The organism is Oscillibacter sp., assembly GCF_028693505.1.
Classification (GTDB): domain Bacteria; phylum Bacillota; class Clostridia; order Oscillospirales; family Oscillospiraceae; genus Oscillibacter.
In genome coordinates, this window is sequence record NZ_JAQUVF010000022.1 from 1 (window position 1) to 24050 (window position 24050).

Below are 24050 nucleotides of genomic sequence, written 5' to 3' on the forward strand. Positions count from 1 at the left end.
GACGGTCTCGCCCACGGCGGCGACTTTGGCGACGAACTGCTTGAAAGCGCCCAGGAGGCCCGGGACGGCTGCCCCGTCAGCGCCATCAGTCTGGACGACTAAATAAAAAACCAGGCTCCGCCAAAAGCGGAGCCTGGTTTTATTTTGCGCAGGCAAGCCTCACGCCTGTTCGTTGGCGGCCCTCATCCGGGCGTCGGCGCTGCGCACCGTACGCCGCAGGAAAATGGCGCTGAGCGTCACCGAGGCGACCTCCGCAATGGGAAAGGACCACCAGACCAGCTCCAGCTTTCCTGTCTGCGCCAGCAGCCAGGCTACCGGCAGCAGCACCAGCATCTGGCGGCACACGGAGACGATCATGCTGTAAAACGGGTTTCCGATGGCCTGACACACGGAGCCTGCAATGATGCAAAAGCCCGCCAGCAAAAAGGAAATGCTGATGATCCGCAGGGCGGGAATTCCGATGGCCGTCATCTCCTCCGAGGCGTCGAACAGGGCCAGGAGACTTGCCGGCACGGTCTGAAACAGCAGGAAGCCCGCCGCCATGATGGCAACGGCTGTCAGGATGGTCAGCTTTACCGTTTTCCACACCCGCTCCGCCTTCGCCGCGCCGTAGTTATAGGAGATGATGGGCACCATGCCGTTGTTCAGTCCGAAAATCGGCATGAAGATGAAGCTCTGGAGCTTGAAATACGCGCCGAACACCGCAGTGGCGGTGGGCGTGAACACAAAGAGGATCTTGTTCATGCCGAAGGTCATGACGGAGCCGATGGACTGCATGACGATGGAGGGAAAGCCCACCCGGTAAATTTCCCCCGCCACCCGCTTGTCCCAGCGGATCAGGCGCGCCCGGAGGCGAATATCCGGATTGCATTTCAAATTCAGGATGACCGCCGCAGCAGCCGCCGCGATCTGGCCTAAAACCGTCGCCACAGCGGCGCCCGCCACCTCCATTCTGGGCGCTCCCAACAATCCGAAGATCAAAATGGGGTCCATGATAATGTTGATGACCGCGCCGATGAGCTGCGTGCACATGGCCAGCATGGTCCGCCCGGTGGACTGGAGCAGCCGCTCAAAGCAGAACTGTCCGAAAAGGCCCACGGACAAGCCGAGGCAGATCTCCGTATAGGCGGTTCCCATCTCCACGATCTCCGGCACCGCCTTCGCCTGCGCCAGAAAGAACGGCCGGGAGAGGAAGATGCCGATGAGCGCGAACGCCACCGCGCTGCAAAGGGACAAAAAGATGCCCGTACCGGCGGCCCGGTCCGCCATCTCCTGCCGCCTTTCGCCCAAAGAGCGGGAAAGCAGGGCATTGATGCCCACCGCGGTCCCCGCGCCCACCGCGGTCCCCGCGCCCACCGCGATCATCAGACTCTGAAGGGGAAATGCCAGGCTCACTGCATTGAAGGCGTTTTCGCTGAGGCGGGAGACAAACACGCTGTCCACCACGTTGTAAAGCGCCTGCACCAGCATGGAGATCATCATCGGCAGCGCCATGCCCGCCAGCAGCTTGCCCACCGGCAAAACGCCCATCTTATTTTCCTGCGGGACCCCGCCCGCGGTATTTTGTGCTTTCATTAAGCTTTCCTTTCTCTTGTAAACCATTCTTGCAAAAAAGAGACGCGGCTAAAAAAGCCGCATCTCAGTGTGTCCGTCAGGCCGTGGGCCTTTCCGTCTTACTTTTTCAGCTCTCCGGTGGCTAATTGGGTCAGATATGCATTCAAAAACCCATCCAGATCGCCGTCCATTACATTGTCGATATTGCCGGTTTCATAGCTGGTGCGGGTGTCCTTCACCATCTGATAGGGCATAAACACGTAAGAGCGGATCTGACTGCCCCATTCAATTTTCATCTGGACGCCCTTGATATCGGAAATTTTCTCCGCGTGCTGCTGCGCCTTGAGCTCCAGCAGCTTGGCCCGCAGCATCTTCATGCAGTTGTCCTTGTTCTGGAACTGGCTGCGCTCCTGCTGGGACGCCACCACAACGCCGGTGGGCTTGTGGATCAGCCGGACGGCGGAGGACGTCTTGTTGACGTGCTGACCGCCGGCGCCGGAGGCGCGGTAGACCTGCATCTCGATATCCTCGTCCCGAATCTCGATGGAGGAATCGTCCTCCAGCTCGGGCATGACCTCCACCGCGGCGAAGGACGTCTGCCGACGGGCGTTGGCGTCAAAGGGAGAGACGCGGACCAGCCGGTGGACCCCGTTTTCACTTTTCAAAAGGCCGTAGGCGTTTTCCCCTTCAATGGAGATGGCGGCGGACTTGATGCCCGCCTCGTCGCCGTCCTCAAAGTCCAGAATCTGATAGGTGAAGCCGTGCCGCTCCGCCCAGCGGGTGTACATCCGGTAGAGCATCTGGGTCCAGTCCTGGGCCTCTGTGCCGCCGGCGCCGGCATGAAACTGCAAAATCGCGTTGGAGTTATCGTACTCCCCCGAAAGAAGCGTTGTCATGCGGGTCTCCTCCGTCTTTTCCTCCAGCGCGGCGTACTCCGCCTTCAGCTCCGCAAGGAGGTCGGCGTCGTCCGCTTCCTGCCCCATCTCGCACAGGGCGGTCAAATCCTCCCACGCGGAAACCAGCTTGGTCTGCCGGGCGACCTTGTTTTGCAGCTGCTTAAGGCGCATCTGCACCTTCTGCGACCGCTCCACATCATTCCAAAACCCATCCTGCGCGGTTTCCTCTTCCAGTCGGGCAGCCTCCTGCCGGGCGCTTTCCACGTCCAGCGCCGCCGCCAGCTTTTGAAGCTCAGGACCCAAGTCCCGCAGCTTCTGCTTGTAAACGTCATATTCGATCAAGGCCATGGCAATTTCTCCATCCTTCGAATTTCTTTAGCCATAGTATTATATAGGAGGGATGCTTATTTGTAAAGTAAAACCTGATTTTCAGCGAGAACGGGCGGTTGTTCATAATTTGTTCATGATTCTTCTATTCATTTCAGCTATGGTACAAGTAGATGCATTATCGGTAAGGAATGATATGGAGGTCGCATATGAAAGGATTTTTGACAAAGAAGCTCCCGGCCTTTGCGCTGGCCGTGATGATGGTCGTAAGCCTGATGCCTGCCGCCATGGCGACGGACTGCGGCCACAACAACTGGAGCAGCTGGCAAAAGCTGAACGACACACAGCATCAGCGCAAATGTCTCACCAGCGGCTGCCCCGGCACGCAGGAGGCCAACCACAACTGGTCCGCCGCCTACGAAACAGACGCATCCACCCACTGGAAAAAGTGCGCCGACTGCGGCGCGCAAACCACCCACGAATCCCACGTCTACAACGGCGCCATGAAATATGATGCCTCCAACCACTGGGATCAATGCACGGTGTGCGGGTATCGGGAAAATCTGGGCGGCCACGTGGATTTGAATAACGACGGCAAGTGCGATACCTGCGGATATTCCACGGGGACCGCCAACATCACCGTCACCTTTATGAACGGCGCCAAGACCTATCAGACCCAGAGCGTGAAAAAGGACGCCTCTCCCTCCAACCCGGGCACCCCCACCAAGTCCTCCTCCGGCAGCACGGAGTATACCTTTAAGGGCTGGAGCAAGAAGGACCCGGGCACTTCCGCTTTGTACGACGGGCAGTCCTATCTCTCCTCTTCCGAGGTTTCCAAAACCGCGCTTTCCTCCAACACGACGTATTATGCCCTTTACACCAAGGGCACCGGCGATCTCACCTGGAAGGTAAAGCCCGGCAACGAGATCAAATTTGACCGCTCCGATTTCAAGGACCTTTATGAAGATCAATACGACGACACCTTCCTCTACGTCAACTTTGAGGCCGACAGTTCTCTTAAGACCTCCAACGGCGTGCTGTATTCCAACCGCGCCGCCACGGGCGAAAAAACCTTCAGCAAGAGCGATCTGGAGGATTATGACTTCTATTACAGCAAGAGCAAGTACGGCGACTATTCTCTGGACAGCCTGAGCTTTGTGGCCGGCAGCGACGCCAAGGGCAAAACCGTCTCTCTGGACTTCACGCTTTACGGCGAAGAGGACGAGCTGGAAGGCACACTGGAAATTGAGATTTCCTCCTCCACCTCCTCTTCCAGCAGCGGAGACATCACCTACAAGGTGGATGTCAAGGACGACGTTTCCTTTGACCGCTCTGACTTCAAGGAGCTTTTTGACGACGAGTACGACGATGATGACACCTTCCGCTATCTCACCTTCTCCCCCGGCAGCTCCTATAAATCCTCCAACGGCTACCTCTATTATGACTACGACGGCAAGGAAGAGGAAAAGTTTACCAAAGCGGAGCTGGAGGACAACGATTTCTATTACAGCTCCAGCAAGTACGGCGATTATCCCATTGAGGATCTGAGCTTCGTTTCCGCCAGCGGCTCCGACGGGGAGACCGTGACGCTGGACTTTACGCTCTACGGCGACGACGAGGAGCTGGAGGGCACGCTGAAGATCCTGATCGGCGACGCGGACGACGACGATGAGGACGAGGGCGACATCACCTACACCCTAAGCAGCGACAAAGAAGCGGACTTTGACCGCACCGACTTCAGCAAGATCTACAAAGAGGACGCCGACGGTTCCGTCCGCTATGTCAAGTTCTATCCGGACAGCGCCTACAAGTCCGCCGACGGCTATCTGTACTATGATTACGACGGCAAAAACGAGGAAAAATTTACCAAGAGCGATCTGGAAGAATACGAATTCTATTACAGCTCCAGCGATTACGGCGATTACGCCCTCAGCGACCTGACCTTCGTGGCCAGCAGCGGCTTTGACGAGGCGCTGTCCATTGATTTCCGGGTCTACGGCGACAACGACAAGTACGTCAAGGGTACGCTGGTCATTCAGCCCGCCAAGAGCGCGATCGTCAGCGGCACCGGCTACGGCAACATCCGCTATTATGTCACCACCGGGACTGCGGTGCAGATCAATGCCAACGACATCTCCCGCTTCTTTAAGAAGCAGTATCCCGGCAGCACCCTCCAGTCTGTGGAGCTCATCGGCGTTCCCTCCTCCGGCGCGCTGTATTATAATTATTACGCCAGTGACCGCAAGCAGCTCACCGCCGGAAACTGCGACGACCAGTCCTTCTATCTGAGCCCCACCTCCAGCCAGTACGACCTGAATCAGCTCACCTACATTCCTTCCGGTTCCAATTACTGCGGTTCCATTCCCTTTACCGCCACCGGTTCCAACAGCAAGTCCGTACAGGGCTCCATTCTCATCAGCGTCACCCGGAGCGCGGTTTCCGAGGTCTACGGCGTCACTCCCAAAAACACCGCCGTCTCCCTGCCCGCCTCCGCGATTTACAACGCCGTTTATAACGCCACCGGCACCGGCCTTGCCTCCATCCAGCTGCTGGAGCTGCCCACATCCAATGTGGGCGCGGTGAATGTCAGCGGCACCTATGTCTCTCTCGGCGCGGATATCGCCACCCGGTACACCTACGGCAGCGGCACGCAGCAGATGAGCCAACTGAAATTTGTCCCCGCCAGCGGCTACACCGGCTCTGCGGAGATTCCCTACGTGGCCTATGACACCGCCGGAAACGCCATTGCCTCCGGCAAATTCTGTCTTGGCATTGTGAACAGCGTCAAGCGCTTTTCCGATGTCAGCTCCTCCACGTGGTGTTATAAGTATGTAACGGAGCTGTCGGATGCCGGCGTCATCGGCGGTTATTCCAATGGCTCCTTCCGGCCCGACAACACCGTCACTTACGGCGCGGCCCTGAAGCTCATCATGCTGGCCGCCGGGTATTCCGAGCAGGCCCCCACCGGCAGCCATACCTTCAGCGGGTATCTCTCCAAGGCGCAGGCGGACGGGCTGGTGTCCGGCAGCGTGAATCTGGACAGCTCCATCACCCGCCTGCAGGTTTCCCAGCTGGCGGCAAAGGCGATGAAGCTCAACGTTACCAATCTTTCCTCGAACCGGCCCTTTACCGACACTGCCGACGTATACGTGCAGGCGCTCAACGCCGCCGGCATCGTGGAAGGATACTTCTCCAATGGCACTAGCACCTTCAAACCCGGCAACACCCTCACCCGCGGTCAGATTGCCGCCATTGTCTGGCGGATGCAAAATTACAACGGATAAGCGCTTTTGAGATTGAAGCATCGAAATTGAAGCGTTCAGCAAGAGAGGTCCTGCCCACGGGCAGGACCTCTCTTTCGCGCACCCCAACAGTCTCACGGCGTTTGCCGCCGGGGCGGCAAAAAAGTGAAATCCATTTTCGGCCGCGGCCTGTACGTGGTCGAAAACACTATGCGCGAAGCGAGCGTCGAATTGTCCGCTTTCAGCGGATATCTGAGGCGCAGAGCGCAGCGAAACCCCCTGTCTAAAAAGCCCGGTGGGCTTTTTAGAAAAGCCAAGAGAGGTCCTGCCCGCGGGCAGGACCTCTCTTTCGCTCAGTTGACGCGGTATTTTTCCAGCACCCTGCGGTCCACCTCCACGCCGATCCCTGGCGCGTCGGGGACGCTGACGCAGCCGTCCCGAAATTCGATTTTCCCGTCGATCAGGTCCAGCCGGAAGGGATGACTGGACTGATCGTATTCCACCATCGGCTCCACCGGCTTGCAGCAAAGCGGGGTGGGCACCAGCGACGCGATGAATTGCAGCGACGCGGCAAGCCCCACGCCGGAGCCCCACACATGGGGGATCAGCGCCGTGTTGTAGCTTTGCGTCAGCACGCCGAGCTTTCGGCACTCGGTAAAGCCGCCGGAGGAGCAGAGGTCCGGCTGGTAGATATCCAGCGCGCCCCGCTCCAGCCAGCGCCGGAAATTTTGCTTGCCGAACAGGCACTCCCCCGCCGCCAGCTTGGTCCCCGTCAGGTTCCGCAGCGCCACATAGCCCTCCAAATCCTCCGGCGGGAGCAGCTCCTCTAAAAATTCCAGACGGGCGTCCTCCAGCTCATACAGGATCTGCCGGGCGTTTCCCAGATTATAGGCGCAGTTGAAGTCGGCCATCAGCATGGTATCATAGCCCAATGCCTCCCGCACCGCCCGGATGTAGTGCACATCGTCCTCCACGCCAAAGCCCACCTTCAGCTTCATGCCGCGAAAGCCCTTTTCCTTGTAGGAGAGCGCTTCCTCCACTGCCGTCTCCGGATACTTTGCGCCCTGCACCCGGTAAAAGCCCGTGGCGTAGGCCGGGATTTTGTCCCGGTACTTGCCGCCCAGCAGACGGCAGACCGGCTGGCCCAGGGTTTTCCCGATGGCGTCCCAGATGGCGATATCAATGCCGCTTTGGGCATTGATGCAGATTCCCTGCTGGCCGATGGGGCGAACGCTGTTGTAAAGCGTTTCCCAAATCACATCCACGTCCAGAAGCTCCTGCCCGATCACATGGGGCTTGTAGCACTGCTCAATGAAGGACGCCGCCATAAACGGCTGCTGGCGGCCATGGCACAGACATTCGCCGAAGCCGCACACCCCGTCCATCGTCTCCACCTCCACGATGACCGAGTCCCGCTGATGCACCCACCCTTGCGAAAACTGGAACGGCTGGGCCAGCGGCGCACTGATGATGTGGACCCTCAAATCCTTGATCTTCATATCGCTCATCCCTTCTGCCTGATAAAATTTTATCTGGTCGGAGAGGCCGGGATCTGTCCGCTCTCCGTCAGAATTCTGCGGGTGGAGGCCAGATGGGCGCACATGGCATACCTCGCCAGCTCCGCGTCCCGGGCTTTCACGGCCTCCAGAATGTTGCGGTGAAAATGATGCTCCCGCTCGCAGCAGGACGCGGCGCGGGTCAGCAGAATCTGTTTGTACAAAAGGCCCGTATAGCCGTTGACCATGGCGGTGATGATGGGATTTTTGGCCGAGCGGATCAATCCCAGATGGAACGCAAAGTCGCTTTTATAATAGTCGTCCGTGCAGGACTCCCTGCCCTCCATATCCGCCACCAGACGCTCCAGCGCCTCCAGCTCCTCCTCCGTGACACGCTCCACCGCCAGCGCGCAGGCAAACACCTCCAACGCGCTGCGCACCTCCAGCAAATCTGCGTAGGTCCCGTCCTCCCGCTCAATGAGGTCCGTGAGGGACTGGGTAAACACCATCTTGCTCCCGTCCACCACCTGAACGCCCTTGCCGTGAATCCGTTTGACATAGCCCCGGGTCTCCAGGGAACGGACCGCCTCCCGCACGGTGCTGCGGCTGACGCCAAAGCGCTCTGACAAAGCCCCCTCGTTCAAAATAAACCCGGCGGCATCGTATTCCTTGCTTAAAATCATCTCGCGGATCTGCTCCTGTACCCGATCAATCAACATCATGTGCGCATGCCCCATTTCCTTGCCAATTTTATGGTTATATGATATCAGATATCATTGCGAAATTGCAAGAGGCAACGCAACATTTTCTTTTCGCATGGGATGTCCCGCAGACCGCCCGTTTGCAAAAAGCGGCGGGCAAAACATCGCGCGTGCCGGAGTCCGGCAAGGGAAAAGGACAGCGCTCCGTGGGCGCTGTCCTTTTCCCTCGACACCGGTACAAACCGTCTGCAAAAACAGCCGTGTTTTTCGGCGGACGCTAGTCGCCGAGCAGCCTGAGGTAGTGATTGGCCTCCCGCAGTACATGATCGGCCAGCAGCGGTAAGATCACAGAGCGGATTTCACACGTTTCAATGCCTTTGACCCCGGCCATCTTAAAATCGCGGAATTTTTTGGTTTCGGTCAATGCGCTTTCGGTGAGGGTGCGGTCCTGCGCAAGGCGGCTCTGCTTGAGCAGGTTGGCGTAATCCGCGGCAAAGGAATCCGCGGTATGGATGAGCTCGTTTTCCGACGGGTCCAGCAGCCCCCGAATAAACAGTGCATGTTCCATCATGATTTGATTCCAGAACTGCTCCAGCTCCCCCATTTCCTGCGGATCCAGATCTCCATCCGTCTCCAGACGGTACACATACTCCCGATACAGCTTCGCCTCGCGGATAATGTGTTCCAGAAGCAGCGGATAATTCATCGTGAACATCTGGCAGTTCAAAACGTGGGAAAGTATTTGCTCCTTGAGAGAGATCAAGGCGCCCAGAAGGCGAAGCGCGGTGCGGTTGAGCGTTTGCACCTGCCGCACCAGCTGGGGGCTGTGAGATGCCTGCATGCCGGGCCGCAGATTTTTCTCCTGCATGGTAATGTCCCGGTTGATGTCAATGCCTGTAAAGCGTTCCGTCTGCTGCTCGGCAACAAGGGTGAAGGGGGTAAAAAACTCGCCGGAGCGCAGCGCCTTTTGCCCCACGACCCCATCGCTTATGGCGACGGCGCGTGAGAGCAGCGCTTCAAACTCCTGCTTCAATTCTTCTGCCGCCTTCGTAAAGGCAGGCGTTGCGGGGGTGGACGCCGCCATGAGAAACAGGGCGTGTTCTTTCATGATGCGGGCAAAAAACAGATGCAGCTCCAGAGAATAGACGGCATACCATTCACTTGGATACATATACAATTTTCTCCATTTCCATAAACTGAACTATATCGCACCATCCTATGCGTCCGCGAAAAGCAATGTGCCGCCCGGGCAAACAGCGCTCTCGTTGCGAAGTATCGTCTCCGGTATGGAAAAAAGAAAAGACATCCTGTTGGATGTCTTTTCTTTCGTGGAGCGGCTGATGGGAGTCGAACCCACCTATGCAGCTTGGGAAGCTGCCGTTCTACCGATGAACTACAGCCGCGTCTGTTGGCTATTATAACAGAGCGCATTTCAAATTGCAAGACGAAAAATCTCATGTCGGCATGACGAGCCTCCATGGGGCATACAGTATAGCAATGCTGCAAAGGGGGATCACCATGAAAAAACTGATTGCGCTGCTGTGCGCCGTGCTGATGCTGGGGACGGGTGCCCGGGCCGTGGAGGTGGCGGCCCCTTCGGCCCTGCTGATGGAAAAAGACACCGGAACCATTCTTTTCGCCAAGGACGAGCACGCCAAACTGGAACCCGCCAGCGTCACCAAGGTCATGACCATTCTGCTGACCATGGAGGCCATCGACTCTGGACAACTGCGCTATGACACCATGGTCACCGCCTCCGCCCACGCCTGCTCCATGGGCGGCAGTCAGATCTGGCTGAAGGAAAACGAGCAGCTCAGCGTGAGCGACATGCTCAAGGCCGTGTGCGTGGTATCCGCCAATGACTGCGCGGTGGCGCTGGCGGAGCAGATCGCCGGGAGCGAGGACGCCTTCGTGGAGAAGATGAATGCGCGGGCCAAGGAGCTTGGCATGAACGACACCACCTTTTTGAATGCCACCGGCCTTCCCGCGGCGGGCCATGTCTCCTCTGCCCATGACATCGCCCTCATGAGCCGGGAGCTGACGTTGCACCACCCGGACGTTCGCCAGTATACCACCATCTGGATGGACACCCTGCGCGGCGGTACCTCCCAATTGGTCAACACCAACAAGCTCATTCGTTTCTACGAAGGCGCCACGGGCCTGAAAACCGGGTCCACCGACAACGCCCTCTACTGCTTCTCCGGCACGGCGGAGCGGGACGGCATGGAGCTGATCGCCGTCATCATGAAGGACATCACCTCCGCCCAGCGGTTTGAGGACGCCAAAGTCCTCCTCACCTATGGCTTTTCCAACTATGCCCTGAAAAAAATCACGCCGGAATCGCCCCTTGCCCCCGTCCCTGTGACGCTGGGCACGCAGTCCACCGTCCAACCGGTGCTGGGGGAGGGCAGCGCGCTGCTGCTGGAAAAGGCCAAGGCCGGGAATCTCCAGCAATCCGTCTCTCTGGTGGAATCCGTGAGCGCGCCGGTGGCCGTCGGGGACCGGCTGGGCACGCTGACCGTCACTGCCGGAGACGAAGTGGTCTCGGAGGTCCCGCTGCTATGCGGAGAAGCAGTCCCCCGAATCACCTACGGGCAGATGCTGCTGCGGCTGCTTCAGGGCGCATTTTTGTCAGATTAACCCAAAGCACGTCCTGCTTTTCTGTACCCATCCTCCCCGTTTTCCCTTGCTGTTGCGCCGCAAAACTGCTATACTTTTAGCAGAATCTCTCAGCATCTGGCGCGGCGTGTGCCGACGGAGCCCTCTCGCAGCCGCCGGGGCAGCGCACCGCCCACTGAAAGGAAAGGACGATGATACGATGTTGGACGTCAAATTGTTCGAAATGAAGGCTTTTTTGCCGATGCCTTACGAGGAGGCTCTCTCTCCCCGATTGAAGCTGGCTCATGAAAAGCTACAAAAGGGTTCGGGCGCCGGTGGGGAGTTTACCGGCTGGGTCCATCTGCCCCGGGAGTATGACAAGGAAGAGTTTGCCCGCATAGAGGCCGCCGCGTCCCGGATTCAGTCCCATTCCAAAGCGCTGGTGGTCATCGGGATCGGCGGGTCCTATCTGGGCGCCCGCGGCGTGATCGACTGCCTGTGCTCGCCCAATTACAACTTAAAGAAGAAGCAGACGCCCAATGTCTATTTCGTGGGCAACGGCCTCTCGTCAGACGCCTTGCAGGAGGTTTTGGATCTGGTTGCGGCGGAGGATTTCTCCGTCAACGTCATCTCCAAGTCCGGCACCACCACGGAGCCTGCGGTGGCCTTCCGCTTTTTCCGTGCAGCTCTGGAGCGCAAATACGGAAAAGAAGGCGCTCGCGCGCGCATTTACGCCACCACCGACAAGTCCCGGGGGGCGCTGAAATCTCTGGCGGACGCCGAGGGCTGGGAGACGTTTGTGGTGCCGGACGACGTGGGCGGGCGGTACTCCGTGCTGACCGCCGTGGGCCTTTTGCCCATCGCCGTGGCCGGTGTGGATATCCGCGCACTGATGGATGGCGCCGCCCAGATGATGGCGCTTTGCGCGGAAGCCTCCTACGAGTGTCCCGCGTGGCGCTACGCCGCCATCCGGTATGAGCTTTACCGCGCCGGCCGCTCCGTGGAGCTGTTGGCCTGCTATGACCCCGCCTTCCGCTTCATGAGCGAGTGGTGGAAGCAGCTCTACGGCGAGAGCGAGGGAAAAGAAGGCAAGGGCCTCTTCCCTGCCAGCGTGGATTTCACCGCGGACCTGCACTCCATGGGTCAGTACATTCAAGAAGGCAAGCGGCTGATGTTTGAGACCGTGGTGCGCCTTGGCCCCTCCGATTGCCGGCTGTGCGTCCCCATGGACACATCCGACGGCGACGGGCTGAACTTCCTTGCCGGGGAATCTCTGGACTTTATCCGGGATCGGGCCATGGAAGGCACGCTGCTGGCCCACACGGAGGGCGGCGTTCCCAACATCATTGTGGAAGCGGGCGGCAAAACCGCCGAAGCGCTGGGACAGCTGATCTACTTCTTCGAGTATGCCTGCGGCCTGTCCGGCTACCTGCTGGATGTAAACCCGTTCAACCAGCCCGGCGTGGAGGCCTATAAGAAAAATATGTTCGCGCTTTTGGGCAAGCCCGGCTATGAGGATCAAAAGGCCGTGCTGGAAGCAAAGCTGCACAAATAAGAAGCAGGCGGCGCTTTTGCGCCGCTTGCTTTGCTGCTTTCCCGCTTGTCAATGTTACATTATGAACAAAGTTTGAAGTTCCTTTTTTGCATTGTATTTTTTTACATTGTATGCTATTGTAAACATACAGCATCCCTCTTTTTTCCACGGCGACTTTGAAATAACAGGAGTGATTTACTATGGTCAGACTTATTATGGGCGTGAAAGGCTCCGGCAAGACCAAACAGCTCATCGAACTGATCAACAATGCGGCGAAGGACGAGCCCGGCAACGTGGTTTGCATTGAGGCCAACCGCAACATGACCTATGATATTCATTATCATATCCGTCTGATTGACGCGCAGGAATATAAGCTGGACAGCTATGACCTGTTCCGCGGCTTTATCAGCGGTCTGTATGCCGGCAACTACGACATTTCCCACGTGTTTATCGATAATCTCTGCAAAACCGTCAGTCAGGAAATTGGCAAGGACACAGAGACATTTTTGAACTGGCTGGACATGTTCGGCGAAAAGAACAACATCAAGTTCACCGTCACCATCAGTGCGGACACCGCCCTCGCCACCGACGGTATGCAAAAGTTCCTGTAAGCTTTTACTTGGGAATTTTTAAGACCTCCCAACGCTTATTGAAAGACAAAGACCCCCATCCATCGGATGGGGGCCTTTCTTTTTTTATGGCGTTTTGAAATTACTTCAGCGCCGCCGGGGCAAGCGCGGGCCGCAGGCCCTCAAGCTGGGAAAAGCACACCTGATCGACGCCGAAAAATGCCGCCAAACGTGTCCGCTGCGCCGCCGCTTCCCCGTTCATATACCAGATCACGGTGTTTTTTCCCTCTGCCGTTCCGGCGGAATAGGCGCAGGCATAGCGGCTGGAATAATAATCCTCCAGTCCTTTTTCCGCCGCCAGGCTCTGCGCCGCCGCGCCGGAGAGCGTGGCGGTGTTTTTGCCGCCCGTCCAGACGGAGGCGGTGGTAGTCAGCAGCAGGGAGAGCTTCTCCGGCTCCACTTCATCCCGCAGCTCTCCCAGCGCGAAGTAGACCTCCTCCAGCGGCTCCATCGGCGCGGCGGGAAATCCGCTCTCCGTTTTTTCCACGTAGCAAGCCGCCCGCAGGACCAAGCGGTCCGCCGACGCAGCAAGGGCCGCGTAGTCATACCCCTCCTCGCTCTTGCCCCGCCACACGGGGGCCTCCGCCGCCACATACAAAAGGCCGTCTCCCAGCTCCGTGCGCAGCGCGGAGACCAGAGCGGTCAAATCCTCTCTGTGGGCGTAAGTGACCTGCTCCAGATCCAGAAAAAGCCCGTCGTAGCCCTGCCCGCGCACCGTTTCGGAGAGCATTTTTGCCGTTTCGGCACTGTCGCAGCGCAGCGGGCTTTCCGTTCCGCCCACATACAGCAGCTGCTTGGCTCCACCGCTCTTTGCCGCCGCCCGGACAGCCGCCGTCTCTTCCGCCGGGGCCGTCCAGCTCAGCTGGGCCCTGCCCTGGTAGATGAGACGCCCCGCCGCCACCGCCACCGCCGCAAATCCGTCAAGCGTCGGCAGCTCCGCTGCCGAGGCGGCAATGCCCACATAGCCCGGCGCCGGGCTATGGAGCTTATCATACAGGCGCACCAGCATCACCGCCGCCTGCTCCCGGGTGGCGGTTCCCGCCGGGGTAAAGGCGGTGGCGGAGGTTCCACTCACCAGTCCCAGCTCGTAGGCCATGGCGATATAACCGCTGTTGGAGGTCACGTCCCGGAAGGGCATGGGCAGGTCCTGCACCAGTCCCGCCAAATTTCCGTACCCCAGTGCGCGAATCAGCATCACCGCCACTTCTTCCCGGGTGATGGGGTCCGCCGGGCGAAAGGCGCTGCTTTGCAGCGTCAGGGCGCCGTGGGCGTAAGCGCTCTCCACCGCGTCGGTATACCACGCGTTTGCGGGAACGTCATCATACACGCTTTCCCCCGTCTCTTCCGCCTCCCAGCCGAAGAAGCGGCACAGCGCCACCGCGAAGGCCGCCCGGGTCATCCGGTGTCCCAGCCCGAAGCGCGTAGGCGTCTCTCCCCGGAGAAAGCCAAGCTCGGCGCTGCGGCGGATGGACTCCGCCGCCCAGTGGGTCTGGGGGACGTCGCTAAAAGCGACGGCGGAAGCGGGAAGCGCCATGACGGAAGACAGCAGTGTGCATAAAAGCAAACAACTCAGTGCCTGTTTGAGTCGCCTTTTCATCATAATCTTGCCTCCTTTTGGCAATTCTTTTTCTTGTGCAGGAGGTATTGTAGCAAATTTGGGGCATTTCGTCAAACGCAGCGTGCCGAAAGCCGCCGGAATTCCGGAAAAGCGTCAGTTTTCCAGCACTTTTTTTCTTTACCTATTTGTGCTTTTCTGCTATACTAGGATAGTTATGATGAAATGATATGCATGTCATTTTATTGGGAAGGAGAGGCGTTCATGAAATTTCTGAAATGGAATATCGGCGCTCCGGCGGAGCAGGACGTGGCGCTCCTTCAAGGCGCGGGATATTCCTATCTTCTCTCCACGGTGCTGGCCGCAAGAGGCATTACCACCGTGGAAGGCGCGGCGGAGTTTTTGGACCGCGAGCGCAAGCTGACGATCTCCCCCATGCGGATGCGGGATATGGACAAGGCGGTCTCCCGCATTCAGCGGGCCATTGCCGACGGGGAAACCATCGCGGTTTTCGGCGACTACGACGTGGACGGCATCACCTCCACCGTGCTGGTGCGGGACTATCTCAAGCGCTGCGGGGCCAAGTGCCTGCGCTATATTCCACGTCGCATTGAGGACGGCTACGGCCTGAGTACCGACGCCATCCGCGCCCTCCACGACCAGGGCGCCACGCTGATGATCACGGTGGACTGCGGCATCACCGGCAACGAAGAGGTGGCCTTTGCCAACTCGCTGGGCATGGATGTGGTGGTCACGGACCACCACGAGTGCAAGGACCACTTGCCCGCCGCCGTGGCGGTGGTGGACCCCCACCGGGAGGATTGCCCCTACCCCTTCAAGCACCTGGCGGGCTGTGGCGTGGCTTTAAAGCTGGTGCTGGCGCTGGGCGGAGAAAACCGGGAGGACGCCCTGTTCGCCCGGTACTGCACGCTGGCGGCCATCGGCACCATTGCCGACGTCATGCGGATGGAGGGCGAAAACCGCACCATCGTCTCCTGTGGACTGGAGGCCCTTCCCCACACGGATTTCGTGGGCGTCCACGCGCTTTTGAAGGAGGCGGGGCTTCTTGGAAAGCCCATCACCTCCATTCAAATCGGATTTGTGCTCTCCCCCCGGATCAACGCCGCCGGCCGGATGGGCGCGGCAGACCTTGCCGCGGACCTGCTGGAAACGGATGATCCCGCCCGGGCGGAGGAGCTGGCGCGTAGACTGTGCGATCTCAACCGGGAGCGCCAAAACGTGGAGCAGGCCATCTGCGCCGACGCAACGGAGAAGATCGACCACCTCCGCAGCGAGGAGCGCAGCGCGCTGGTCCTCTCCAGCGAGCAGTGGCATCAGGGCGTGGTGGGCATTGTGGCCTCCCGCCTTTCGGAAAAATATTCCTGCCCCAGCTTCATGATCCATTTGAAAGACGGCGTGGGCAAGGGCTCCTGCCGCTCCTACGGCGGATTCAACCTTTTTGCCGCGCTGGAGTCCTGCAAAAATCTGCTCAGCGGCTTTGGCGGGCACGAGCTGGCGGCGGGCTTCACCATCCCGGCGGAGAATATCGACGCCTTCCGCATCCGGATGAACCGCTATGTGCGGGACACCTGCGGCGGGGAGCTGCCCATCTCTTCTCTGGAGGTGGACGCCCCCATCGCCTGCCCCGCAAGCCTCAGCTTGTCGGAGGTGGAGCAGCTCAGCCAGCTTGAGCCTTACGGCGCGGGCAATCCCCGGCCTGTGTTCGCCCTGCTGGGCGCCATGGTGGACGCCGTTCAGCCCGTTGGGCAGGGCCGCCACTTAAAGCTGCACCTGAGCAAGGGCTCCTGCCGCTTTGACGCCATCTTTTTCTCCGTGACGGAGGACGAGTGCGCCATTGCGGCGGGCAGCCGGGTGGATGTGGCCTTTTACTTGCAAGTCAACACCTTTCGCGGAAGCACCACCATTCAGCTGCAATTGATCGACATCCGTCCCTCCCTCACCCCCAGTCGGCACCAGGCGGAGGATCTGGCGCTGCTGGAGCGGCTGCTCTCGGGGGACGCCCTGACCGCACAGGAGGCCAGCCGCCTGCAAACCACCCGGGACCAGCTGGTCCCCTATTGGCGGGTGCTGGAGCGGTATCTCCACGCCGGCAAGCTGGAGGCGGACCGTCTGCCCTTTTTGCGGCAATTCGCCCGGGAGGCTGCGGCGGAAGGCGGCGGCAGCGAAAACTTTCTCCGCTCCGCGCTGGCACTGGAAATTTTTCAAGAACGGGGCCTTTTGGCTTTGTCGCGGCAGGGCGAGCGATTGAACCTGCATTTAAATTCCACGCAGGGAAAGGTGGACCTCACCGCCTGTCCCTATCTGGTCCGGCTCCGGGACGGAGCCGCCCATCGGAATTGAGGTGTCCCTTATGACTGTTCACGAGCAGTATGAACTGCTGGAAAAAACCATTCGCGGCTACAACCCTTCCGCGGATTTTGCCCAGATCCGCGCCGCCTTCGCCTTTGCGGAGAAGGCCCACGACGGGCAGACGCGGAAAAGCGGCGAGCCCTATATCATCCACCCTCTGGCCGTTGCGCAGATCGTTGCGGAGGAGCTGAAGCTGGACAGCGAGTCCATCGAGGCGGCGCTGCTCCACGACGTCATCGAGGATACGCCCGCCTCCCACGCGGATATCTCCAAGCTCTTTTCTCCCACCATCGCCTCTTTGGTGGAGGGCGTCAGCAAGCTGACCCGCATCCAGTACGCCACCAAGGAAGACGAGCAGATGGAAAATCTGCGCAAAATGCTCATTGCCATGAGCAAGGATATCCGGGTCATCCTCATCAAGGTCGCGGACCGGCTGCACAACATGCGGACCATGGAATACCAGTCCCCCGCCAAGCAGAAGCAAAAGTCTCTGGAAACCATGGAAATTTACGCCCCCATCTCCCACCGGCTGGGTATGCAGCGCATCAAGTGGGAGCTGGAGGACCTGTCGCTGAAGTATCTGGACCCCATCGGCTATCAGGAGATCGTCTCCAACCTGGACTCCAAACGTCAGGAATACGATTTCTTCATGCGCCGCACCCAGGAGCAGATCGACGAGCGGCTGGACCAGCTGGACATCCCCCACATTGTCTACGGGCGCATCAAGCACCCTTACAGCATTTACCGCAAGATGTTTAACCAGAACAAATCTCTGGATGAGATCTTCGATTTGTTTGCCTTCCGGGTCATCGTGGATACCGTGGGCGACTGTTACAACGTGCTGGGCGTGATCCACGATATTTTCAAGCCCATTCTTGGCCGCTTCAAGGACTATATCGGAACGCCCAAGCCCAACGGCTATCAGTCCCTGCACACCACCGTGATGGGCGGCGACGGCATTCCCTTCGAGGTGCAGATCCGCACCCGGGAAATGCACGAGATCGCCGAATACGGCGTGGCGGCCCACTGGAAGTATAAGCAGGGCGGGCAGGGCTCCGGCAGCGAGGGGCGCTACGAGTGGGTCCGCCGCCTGCTGGAAAATCAGGAGGGCGCGGACGCGGAGGACTTCATCCACTCTCTGAAAGTGGATATGTTCTCCGACGAAGTTTTTGTGTTTACGCCAAACGGCGACGTACAAAACCTGCCCGCAGGCGCCACGCCCATCGACTTTGCCTATGCCATCCACTCCGCCGTGGGCAACCGGATGGTGGGCGCCAAGGTCAACGGACGCATCGTCCCCTTCGAGCACGTGCTCAAAAACGGCGACATCGTGGAGATCATGACCTCCAAAAACGCCAAGGGCCCGGGCCGGGACTGGATGAAGATCGCCCGCAGCAGCGAAGCCCGCAGCAAAATTCGCCAGTGGTTCAAAAAGGAAAAGCGGGACGAGAACATTGTCAACGGGCGCTCCGCCTTTGAAGCGGAGCTGAAGCACTGCGGCATTCCCATGAAGGACGTCACCGCCCCCGAAAATCTGCCCGGCCTTTTGAAAAAAATCTCCTACGGGACGCTGGACGAACTGTACGCCGCCATCGGCTACGGCGGATTTACCGCCCAGAAGGCCGTCAGCCGGATGCAAAGCGAGTTGCAGCGCATTGCAAAGCAGCATCAGGTGGAAAAGCAGGTGCTGGAGGCCGTCGAGGCAAAAATAGAGGAAGCGCCCAAGGCGCCCCCCGCGCCCAAAGCGGTGAAAAGCGAACAGGGCATTATCGTCGAGGGGCTGGACAACTGCCTCGTCAAATTTTCAAAGTGCTGCACCCCGGTGCCCGGGGACGAGATCGTGGGCTTCATCACCCGTGGTTACGGCGTTTCCGTCCACCGGGCGGACTGCCCCAACGCTTCTCTCGAGCGGCGCACCGCCCCCGATCAGGCGGACCGCTGGATCAAGGTCTCCTGGGGGAGCGATACCAACGAGAGCTATCCCACCACGCTGGAAGTGGTCTGCAAGGACCGGCAGGGACTGCTGCTGGATATTTCCGCCGCCCTTTCCACCACCAACACCTTCGTTCTGGGAATCAATTCCCGCAGCACGGAGGATGATTTCGCCATTTTCCGTCTGGAGGTGCGCATGCGGGACAGTCAGCAGCTTTCCACGCTGATGAATCGGCTGCACCAGATTTCGGGCGTATTGAAGGTCGTCCGCCCTGCGGGCTGACGGGCTGTGCCCGCGTTTTTGAACAAGGTTTACGAAGGGAGTTCTTTGCTATGCGCGCTGTGGTTACCCGCGTCGCCGGCGCCCGTGTCACCATTGATGGCCGCGTGAACGGCCAAATCGACCGGGGCTTTCTGGTTTTGCTGGGAATCGGACCGGACGACACGCCCGAAACCGCCCGGCATCTGGCGGATAAAATCTGCAACCTCCGGGTCTTTGAGGACGAAAACGGGAAAATGAACCGGAGTCTCGAACAGGTGGAAGGCAGCTTGCTGGTGGTCTCCCAATTCACTTTATATGCCGATACCTCCTCCCGCCGCCCCGGCTTTACGGGCGCTGCCAAGCCGGATGTGGCCATCCCCCTTTACGAGGAATTCCTCTCCCACTGCCGGGAGCGGGGCTTTCCGGTGGAGCACGGGGAATTCGGCGCCGACATGCAGGTGGATTCCCGAAACGACGGCCCGGTGACCATCCTCTTTGACACCCAGCGCCCCTGAAGCCAACCATCTTTGAACGCTGCTTTTACGGAGGAGTCCATGGAAATTAAAACCTTACAGGTCGGTCCCATCGGGACCAACTGCTACCTTCTTTGCGATACGGCATCGGCCCGCTGCGCCATTATCGACCCCGGCGGAGACGCAGAGGCCGTGGCGGCGGCGGTCAAGGCCAGCGGCGCATCGCCCTGCGCCATTCTGCTCACTCACGGGCACTACGACCACACCGGCGCCGTGGCGGAGCTTTCCGCCCAGTGGCCGGAGGCGCCCGTTTATCTCAGCCGACGGGATCAAAGCGGGGACAATGCCCCGCCCCAGCTGTTTCCTCACATCCCCGGCGCAAAGGATTACGGGGAGGGCGCGTGCATCGCCGTGGGCACGCTGACGGTGACGGTGCTGGCAACCCCCGGCCACTCCGAGGGCAGCGTCACCCTCCGCTGCGGCGACGCGCTTTTTTGCGGAGACACGCTCTTTGCCGCCTCCTGCGGCCGGACGGACTTTCCCGGCGGCAGCATGGTAAAAATGCTGGACTCCCTGTACCGTCTGGGTTCGCTGGAGGGAGACTTCCGCGTCTATCCCGGCCATATGGAGCCTTCCACGCTGGAGCGGGAACGGCGGACAAACCCCTACCTGCTCCAAGCCATGGCGCAACACGGGGAATCGGTATGAAACTGCAATTAAATGGTCACGATGAGCGGTATGTGGTGGAGCAGAGCCTGCTGGCGCTGTTTCCCGGTGAACTGCCCGTTTACGAGCCCATCACGCCCGGGGACGACGCCTGGGCCGTTGTTTCTTTACAGGAAAGTGAAAACGCCTGCCACATCACGGTGGAGATGGCCTTTCACGGCAAAACCGCCGTTTCCCGCGAAACCTGCCCCCTTTCGGGGTCGGACTTTGACCGGGAGGGCCAGCGGCGGCACGCCATGGGCCGCTGCTTTTTCCTCGCGACCCGGGAAGTCACCAGCTTTTCGCCGCCTTGGGGAATGCTCACCGGCGTCCGCCCGGACAAGCCCGTGACGCGGGCCTTGGCGGAGGGGAAAACGGCGGAGCAGGCCCGGGCGATGCTGGAACGGGATTATTTTGTCGCGCCGGAGCGGGCGGCCCTTGCGCTGGAAACCGGCGCTGCGGCCCTGACCGCCGCGAAGGGGCTTGGCCCCCGGGACATCGCAGTGTATGTGGGAATTCCCTTCTGCCCCACCCGCTGCGCCTACTGCTCCTTCGTGAGTCAGTCCGTGGAGCGCAGCTTTTCTCAGGTCCCCCCCTATGTGGACTCCCTGATCCGCGAGATCCGTTCCGGCGGGGAGATGGTCCGGCGGCAGGGGCTGCGCGTGCGCGCCTTCTACATGGGCGGCGGCACCCCCACCACCCTCACGGCGGAGCAAATGGACCGGGTGCTGACGGCGTTTGAGGGAGCCTTTGACCGCTCTTTCTGCGACGAGATCACGGTGGAGGCCGGTCGACCGGACACCATCACGGCGGAAAAGCTGGCGGTGCTCAAGGCCCACGGCGTCACCCGGGTCTCCGTCAATCCCCAGACCATGGAGGACCATGTCCTGCGGGCCATCGGCCGCCGCCACACCGCAGGGGACATTGAAAAGGCGATGGGTCTGGTGGCAGGGTACGGCTTCCCCCATGTGAACATGGACCTCATCGCGGGGCTTCCGGAGGATTCTCCCGCCGGATTTCGCCGCTCGCTGGACCGCTGCCTCGCCTTTGGGACGGACAACATCACCATCCACACGCTGGCCCTGAAAAAGGGCAGCCGCATCCTGCTGGAGGGGCTGTCCGTTCCCGGACCGGAGGAAGTTGGGGAAATGCTGGCCTACGCCGAGCCGCTGCTCCGCGGGGGGCAGTACCTGCCCTACTATTTGTACCGGCAAAAATACATGTCGGGCAGCTTTGAAAACATCGGCTGGTGCCGCAACGGCGCGGAATGCTGGTATAACATCTATATCATGTCGGAGCTTTGCTCCATTTTGTCCTTCGGCGCGGGCGGTTCCACCAAAATGGTGGAGATGGGAACCAACCACATCGAGCGGGTATTCAACCTGAAATATCCCAAGGAATACACGGAGCGGCCGGAAAAGGGACTTGCCAACCAAGCCGCCTTCGCCGCCTTCTACGACGCCCTGCACTGATAAAATTTTTCCTTTGAAGGGAGTTTTCTGCCATGTCCTATTCTTTGAGTGAGATCAACGCGGCGATTGCCCGGGACGGCGCGGCCTTTGCCGCCGCCTGCGACGCGGATTTTGCGCAGAAGGTGCAAAGCGCTGCGGCGCAGATTGCCGATCACCGTGGGGAATCCCGGATCATCCTGCTCTCCGGCCCCTCCGGCTCCGGCAAAACCACCACCGCTCTGAAAATCGAAGAGCGGCTGGAGCGCATGGGCATTGTGACCCACACGGTCTCCATGGACAACTACTTCAACACCATCGACCCGGAGACCGCCCCCCGCAACCGGGAGGGCGCCATTGACTATGAGTCCCCCTTCTGTCTTGACGTGGACCTTTTGAACCGCCACTTTTCCATGCTGGACCGGGGCGAGACCATCCACGTCCCCAAGTATGAGTTCTCCCGCCAGATGCGCTCCGACATTTTGGCCCAGCCCATGCACCTCGGTCCCGACGATCTGGCGATCTTCGAGGGAATCCATGCCCTCAACGACATCATCGTGGGGAAGAACCCCCGGGCGTTCAAGCTGTACATCGCCGCCCGCAGCGACCTTTTGACGGACGACGGGCAGGTCCTCTTCCCCCACGCATGGCTGCGCCTGTGCCGCCGCATCGTGCGGGATTTCCAGTTCCGGGGCAGCGACGCCGAGTTTACCCTGAAGATGTGGGCCAATGTCTGCCGGGGTGAAAAACTGTATATCTCCCCCTATAAGGAAAACGCCCACCTCATGTTTGACTCCTCTCTGGCCTTTGAATATGCCGTCCTCAAGCCCATGGTGGTTCCCCTGCTTCAGGCGGTGCCCGTGGGGAAGTACGACGTGGTGGGCGATATGCTCAAGGCTTTCCAGCAGATTGAGGCCATGGACGCAAAATACGTGGCGCCGGAGTCTCTTGCAAGAGAGTTCATCGGCGGAAGCACCTACGACAACCATTAACCCCGAAGGAGCCGGGATTTCTCCGCTCCTTCCCCGCTATCAGGAGGTATTTATGAACGAAAAACTCTATGATCTTCTGGAAAAGGTACAAAGCACCGCCATCCAGGTAAGCGACACCGCGGTGGACGCCGCCTACGGCGTGCGGAAAAAGGCCGGGGAGCTGCTTAGCGTGGCAAAGCTGAATATTCGGGTGGCGGACCGCAAAGCGGCGGTGAACACCGCCTTCCGGGAATTGGGTGAAATGCTGTACGCAACGCACACCGGCACCCCCACCGATTCCGAGGACCTCCTTGCCAAGCTGGAGGAGGTGGACGCCCTGAAAGCGGAGATCGCCGCGCTGCAAACCCAGATCGGCAAGGAGGCCGCCGCCCACCTCTGCCCCACCTGCGGCGCCGTTATTCGGGAGGACGATCAGTTTTGCCGGGAATGCGGAGGGCCGCTATGACGGAGCAGGCCCCCTACCGCCAGTATCAGGAAAGCGCCGAAGCGCTGCGTGAAACGCTTTGCGGCTTTACGCCCAAGGTCCTGCTGATTTTGGGCTCGGGTCTTGGCGCTTTGGCGGATGAGGTAGAAAACCCCATCGCGGTGCCCTATGCCCAGATCCCCCACATGAAGTGCTCCACCGCCCCGGACCACAAGGGCCGCTTTGTTTTCGGCACGCTTTCGGGGCAGCGGGTGGCGGTGATGCAGGGCCGCCTCCACGCCTATGAGGGCTGGTCCTTCGCGGAGGTCAGCTACCCCGTGCGCCTTGCCCGGCTGCTGGGATCGGACACACTCTTTGTCACCAACGCCGCCGGCGCGGTGAACACCGCCTTTTCCGCAGGCGATTTGATGCTGCTCACGGACCACATCAAGCTCTTTGGCGAAAGCCCCCTGTGCGGACCCAATCTGGAGGAATTCGGCCCCCGCTTTCCGGATATGAGCCATATCTATACGCCCGCCCTGCAAAAGACCGCCAAAGAGGCGGCGGCGGAGCTGGGCATCCCGCTGCGCCAGGGCGTTTACATGTACTTCCCCGGCCCGCAGTACGAAACGCCTGCGGAGGTGCGCCTTGCCCGGACGCTGGGCGCCGACGCCGTGGGCATGTCCACCGTGCCGGAGGCCATTGTGGCCGCCCACTGCGGCATGGAGGTTCTGGGCCTCACCCTGTGCACCAACATGGCCGCGGGCGTTTTGGACCAGCCCCTCTCCGGGCAGGAGGTCATCGCCGCGGGAGAGGCGGCGGGGCCGAAATTTACCGCGCTGGTAAAAGCCTGCCTGCGGCGGGTATAATGCACGCCCTTACGCAATAGTTTAGTACGATCTCCTTTTAACCTTTCAATAAATTTGAGGTAAT

General features: G+C 59.9%; 18 protein-coding genes and 1 tRNA gene. 12 read left to right on the forward strand and 7 right to left on the reverse strand.

Going from position 1 to position 24050, the window contains the following annotated elements; translation table 11 throughout:
- Positions 1–159: 159 nt before the first annotated feature.
- Positions 160–1575, reverse strand: a complete 1416-nt coding sequence (locus tag PHI30_RS07735) for an MATE family efflux transporter (protein WP_300026177.1) — start codon at positions 1573–1575, stop codon at positions 160–162.
- 98 nt (positions 1576–1673) lie between these two features.
- Positions 1674–2798, reverse strand: coding sequence for a peptide chain release factor 2 (gene prfB, locus PHI30_RS07740; protein WP_300026180.1), 1125 nt, complete (start codon positions 2796–2798; stop codon positions 1674–1676).
- A 188-nt stretch (positions 2799–2986) separates the two neighbouring features.
- On the opposite strand from prfB, the gene PHI30_RS07745 reads away from it, so the two are divergent.
- Positions 2987–6061 (forward strand): S-layer homology domain-containing protein, encoded by a 3075-nt coding sequence (locus PHI30_RS07745; protein ID WP_300026183.1) that lies wholly within the window; start codon positions 2987–2989, stop codon positions 6059–6061.
- A gap of 311 nt (positions 6062–6372) precedes the next feature.
- Here PHI30_RS07745 and PHI30_RS07750 read toward each other — a convergent pair whose 3' ends face one another.
- The 4 genes from PHI30_RS07750 to PHI30_RS07765 form a co-directional block, all read right to left on the reverse strand.
- Entirely contained in the window at positions 6373–7518 is a 1146-nt protein-coding gene (locus PHI30_RS07750) for a mandelate racemase/muconate lactonizing enzyme family protein (RefSeq protein ID WP_300026184.1), read from the reverse strand.
- A 29-nt stretch (positions 7519–7547) separates the two neighbouring features.
- A complete protein-coding gene (locus PHI30_RS07755) occupies positions 7548–8237 on the reverse strand; it encodes a FadR/GntR family transcriptional regulator (protein WP_300026186.1) in 690 nt (229 codons plus the stop codon).
- Between the two features lie 256 nt (positions 8238–8493).
- A complete protein-coding gene (locus tag PHI30_RS07760; RefSeq protein WP_300026187.1) occupies positions 8494–9387 on the reverse strand; it encodes a DUF2935 domain-containing protein in 894 nt (297 codons plus the stop codon).
- Positions 9388–9545: 158 nt separating this feature from the next.
- A tRNA-Gly gene (locus PHI30_RS07765) sits at positions 9546–9619 on the reverse strand.
- A gap of 115 nt (positions 9620–9734) precedes the next feature.
- Here PHI30_RS07765 and PHI30_RS07770 point away from each other — a divergent pair.
- The 3 genes from PHI30_RS07770 (at position 9735) to PHI30_RS07780 (ending at position 12959) form a co-directional block, all read left to right on the forward strand.
- Positions 9735–10856, forward strand: a complete 1122-nt coding sequence (locus PHI30_RS07770) for a D-alanyl-D-alanine carboxypeptidase family protein (RefSeq protein WP_300026190.1) — start codon at positions 9735–9737, stop codon at positions 10854–10856.
- 178 nt (positions 10857–11034) lie between these two features.
- Positions 11035–12369, forward strand: a complete 1335-nt coding sequence (locus PHI30_RS07775) for a glucose-6-phosphate isomerase (protein ID WP_300026193.1) — start codon at positions 11035–11037, stop codon at positions 12367–12369.
- Positions 12370–12548: 179 nt separating this feature from the next.
- Positions 12549–12959, forward strand: a complete 411-nt coding sequence (locus PHI30_RS07780; protein WP_300026196.1) for a hypothetical protein — start codon at positions 12549–12551, stop codon at positions 12957–12959.
- 100 nt (positions 12960–13059) lie between these two features.
- On the opposite strand, the gene PHI30_RS07785 is transcribed toward PHI30_RS07780, so the two are convergent.
- Positions 13060–14577, reverse strand: coding sequence for an S-layer homology domain-containing protein (locus tag PHI30_RS07785; RefSeq protein WP_300026198.1), 1518 nt, complete (start codon positions 14575–14577; stop codon positions 13060–13062).
- Positions 14578–14796: 219 nt separating this feature from the next.
- Here PHI30_RS07785 and recJ point away from each other — a divergent pair, with 219 nt between their 5' ends.
- Genes recJ through PHI30_RS07825 form a run of 8 tightly spaced genes read left to right on the forward strand, consistent with a single transcriptional unit; the run spans position 14797 to position 23986 of the window.
- Positions 14797–16893 carry a single-stranded-DNA-specific exonuclease RecJ gene (recJ, locus tag PHI30_RS07790; RefSeq protein ID WP_300026201.1) on the forward strand — a complete coding sequence of 699 codons (2097 nt, stop codon included), beginning with the start codon at positions 14797–14799 and terminating at the stop codon, positions 16891–16893.
- 10 nt (positions 16894–16903) lie between these two features.
- Positions 16904–19117: a bifunctional (p)ppGpp synthetase/guanosine-3',5'-bis(diphosphate) 3'-pyrophosphohydrolase gene (locus PHI30_RS07795; protein WP_300026204.1), complete on the forward strand. Its 2214-nt coding sequence runs from the start codon at positions 16904–16906 to the stop codon at positions 19115–19117.
- A 50-nt stretch (positions 19118–19167) separates the two neighbouring features.
- Complete coding sequence (dtd, locus tag PHI30_RS07800) at positions 19168–19611, forward strand: D-aminoacyl-tRNA deacylase (RefSeq protein WP_300026207.1); 444 nt, start codon at positions 19168–19170, stop codon at positions 19609–19611.
- A gap of 39 nt (positions 19612–19650) precedes the next feature.
- Positions 19651–20277, forward strand: a complete 627-nt coding sequence (locus PHI30_RS07805; protein ID WP_300026210.1) for an MBL fold metallo-hydrolase — start codon at positions 19651–19653, stop codon at positions 20275–20277.
- On the forward strand, positions 20274–21746 hold the full coding sequence (hemZ, locus tag PHI30_RS07810; protein ID WP_300026213.1) for a coproporphyrinogen dehydrogenase HemZ: 1473 nt from the start codon (positions 20274–20276) through the stop codon (positions 21744–21746). Before PHI30_RS07805 ends, hemZ begins: the two co-directional genes overlap by 4 nt.
- A 32-nt stretch (positions 21747–21778) precedes the next feature.
- The gene (locus PHI30_RS07815) at positions 21779–22714 is read left to right on the forward strand and encodes a uridine kinase (protein ID WP_300026216.1); all 936 of its coding nucleotides are present in this window, start codon (positions 21779–21781) and stop codon (positions 22712–22714) included.
- A 52-nt stretch (positions 22715–22766) separates the two neighbouring features.
- On the forward strand, positions 22767–23159 hold the full coding sequence (locus PHI30_RS07820; protein WP_300026218.1) for a zinc ribbon domain-containing protein: 393 nt from the start codon (positions 22767–22769) through the stop codon (positions 23157–23159).
- Positions 23156–23986 (forward strand): purine-nucleoside phosphorylase, encoded by an 831-nt coding sequence (locus PHI30_RS07825; protein WP_300026220.1) that lies wholly within the window; start codon positions 23156–23158, stop codon positions 23984–23986. The genes PHI30_RS07820 and PHI30_RS07825 overlap by 4 nt, the downstream gene beginning before the upstream one ends.
- The last annotated feature ends 64 nt before the right edge of the window (positions 23987–24050 follow it).

What these genes read in the sequence shown, in the direction of transcription:
- dtd (WP_300026207.1), top strand. Translation starts at nt 19,168, where the DNA reads ATGCGCGCTGTGGTTACCCGCGTCGCCGGCGCCCGTGTCACCATTGAT.
- PHI30_RS07785 (WP_300026198.1), bottom strand. Translation starts at nt 14,577, where the DNA reads ATGATGAAAAGGCGACTCAAACAGGCACTGAGTTGTTTGCTTTTATGC.
- recJ (WP_300026201.1), top strand. Translation starts at nt 14,797, where the DNA reads ATGAAATTTCTGAAATGGAATATCGGCGCTCCGGCGGAGCAGGACGTG.
- PHI30_RS07820 (WP_300026218.1), top strand. Translation starts at nt 22,767, where the DNA reads ATGAACGAAAAACTCTATGATCTTCTGGAAAAGGTACAAAGCACCGCC.
- PHI30_RS07755 (WP_300026186.1), bottom strand. Translation starts at nt 8,237, where the DNA reads ATGATGTTGATTGATCGGGTACAGGAGCAGATCCGCGAGATGATTTTA.
- prfB (WP_300026180.1), bottom strand. Translation starts at nt 2,798, where the DNA reads ATGGCCTTGATCGAATATGACGTTTACAAGCAGAAGCTGCGGGACTTG.
- PHI30_RS07780 (WP_300026196.1), top strand. Translation starts at nt 12,549, where the DNA reads ATGGTCAGACTTATTATGGGCGTGAAAGGCTCCGGCAAGACCAAACAG.
- PHI30_RS07770 (WP_300026190.1), top strand. Translation starts at nt 9,735, where the DNA reads ATGAAAAAACTGATTGCGCTGCTGTGCGCCGTGCTGATGCTGGGGACG.
- PHI30_RS07760 (WP_300026187.1), bottom strand. Translation starts at nt 9,387, where the DNA reads ATGTATCCAAGTGAATGGTATGCCGTCTATTCTCTGGAGCTGCATCTG.
- PHI30_RS07775 (WP_300026193.1), top strand. Translation starts at nt 11,035, where the DNA reads ATGTTGGACGTCAAATTGTTCGAAATGAAGGCTTTTTTGCCGATGCCT.
- hemZ (WP_300026213.1), top strand. Translation starts at nt 20,274, where the DNA reads ATGAAACTGCAATTAAATGGTCACGATGAGCGGTATGTGGTGGAGCAG.
- PHI30_RS07795 (WP_300026204.1), top strand. Translation starts at nt 16,904, where the DNA reads ATGACTGTTCACGAGCAGTATGAACTGCTGGAAAAAACCATTCGCGGC.
- PHI30_RS07825 (WP_300026220.1), top strand. Translation starts at nt 23,156, where the DNA reads ATGACGGAGCAGGCCCCCTACCGCCAGTATCAGGAAAGCGCCGAAGCG.
- PHI30_RS07750 (WP_300026184.1), bottom strand. Translation starts at nt 7,518, where the DNA reads ATGAAGATCAAGGATTTGAGGGTCCACATCATCAGTGCGCCGCTGGCC.
- PHI30_RS07735 (WP_300026177.1), bottom strand. Translation starts at nt 1,575, where the DNA reads ATGAAAGCACAAAATACCGCGGGCGGGGTCCCGCAGGAAAATAAGATG.
- PHI30_RS07745 (WP_300026183.1), top strand. Translation starts at nt 2,987, where the DNA reads ATGAAAGGATTTTTGACAAAGAAGCTCCCGGCCTTTGCGCTGGCCGTG.
- PHI30_RS07815 (WP_300026216.1), top strand. Translation starts at nt 21,779, where the DNA reads ATGTCCTATTCTTTGAGTGAGATCAACGCGGCGATTGCCCGGGACGGC.
- PHI30_RS07805 (WP_300026210.1), top strand. Translation starts at nt 19,651, where the DNA reads ATGGAAATTAAAACCTTACAGGTCGGTCCCATCGGGACCAACTGCTAC.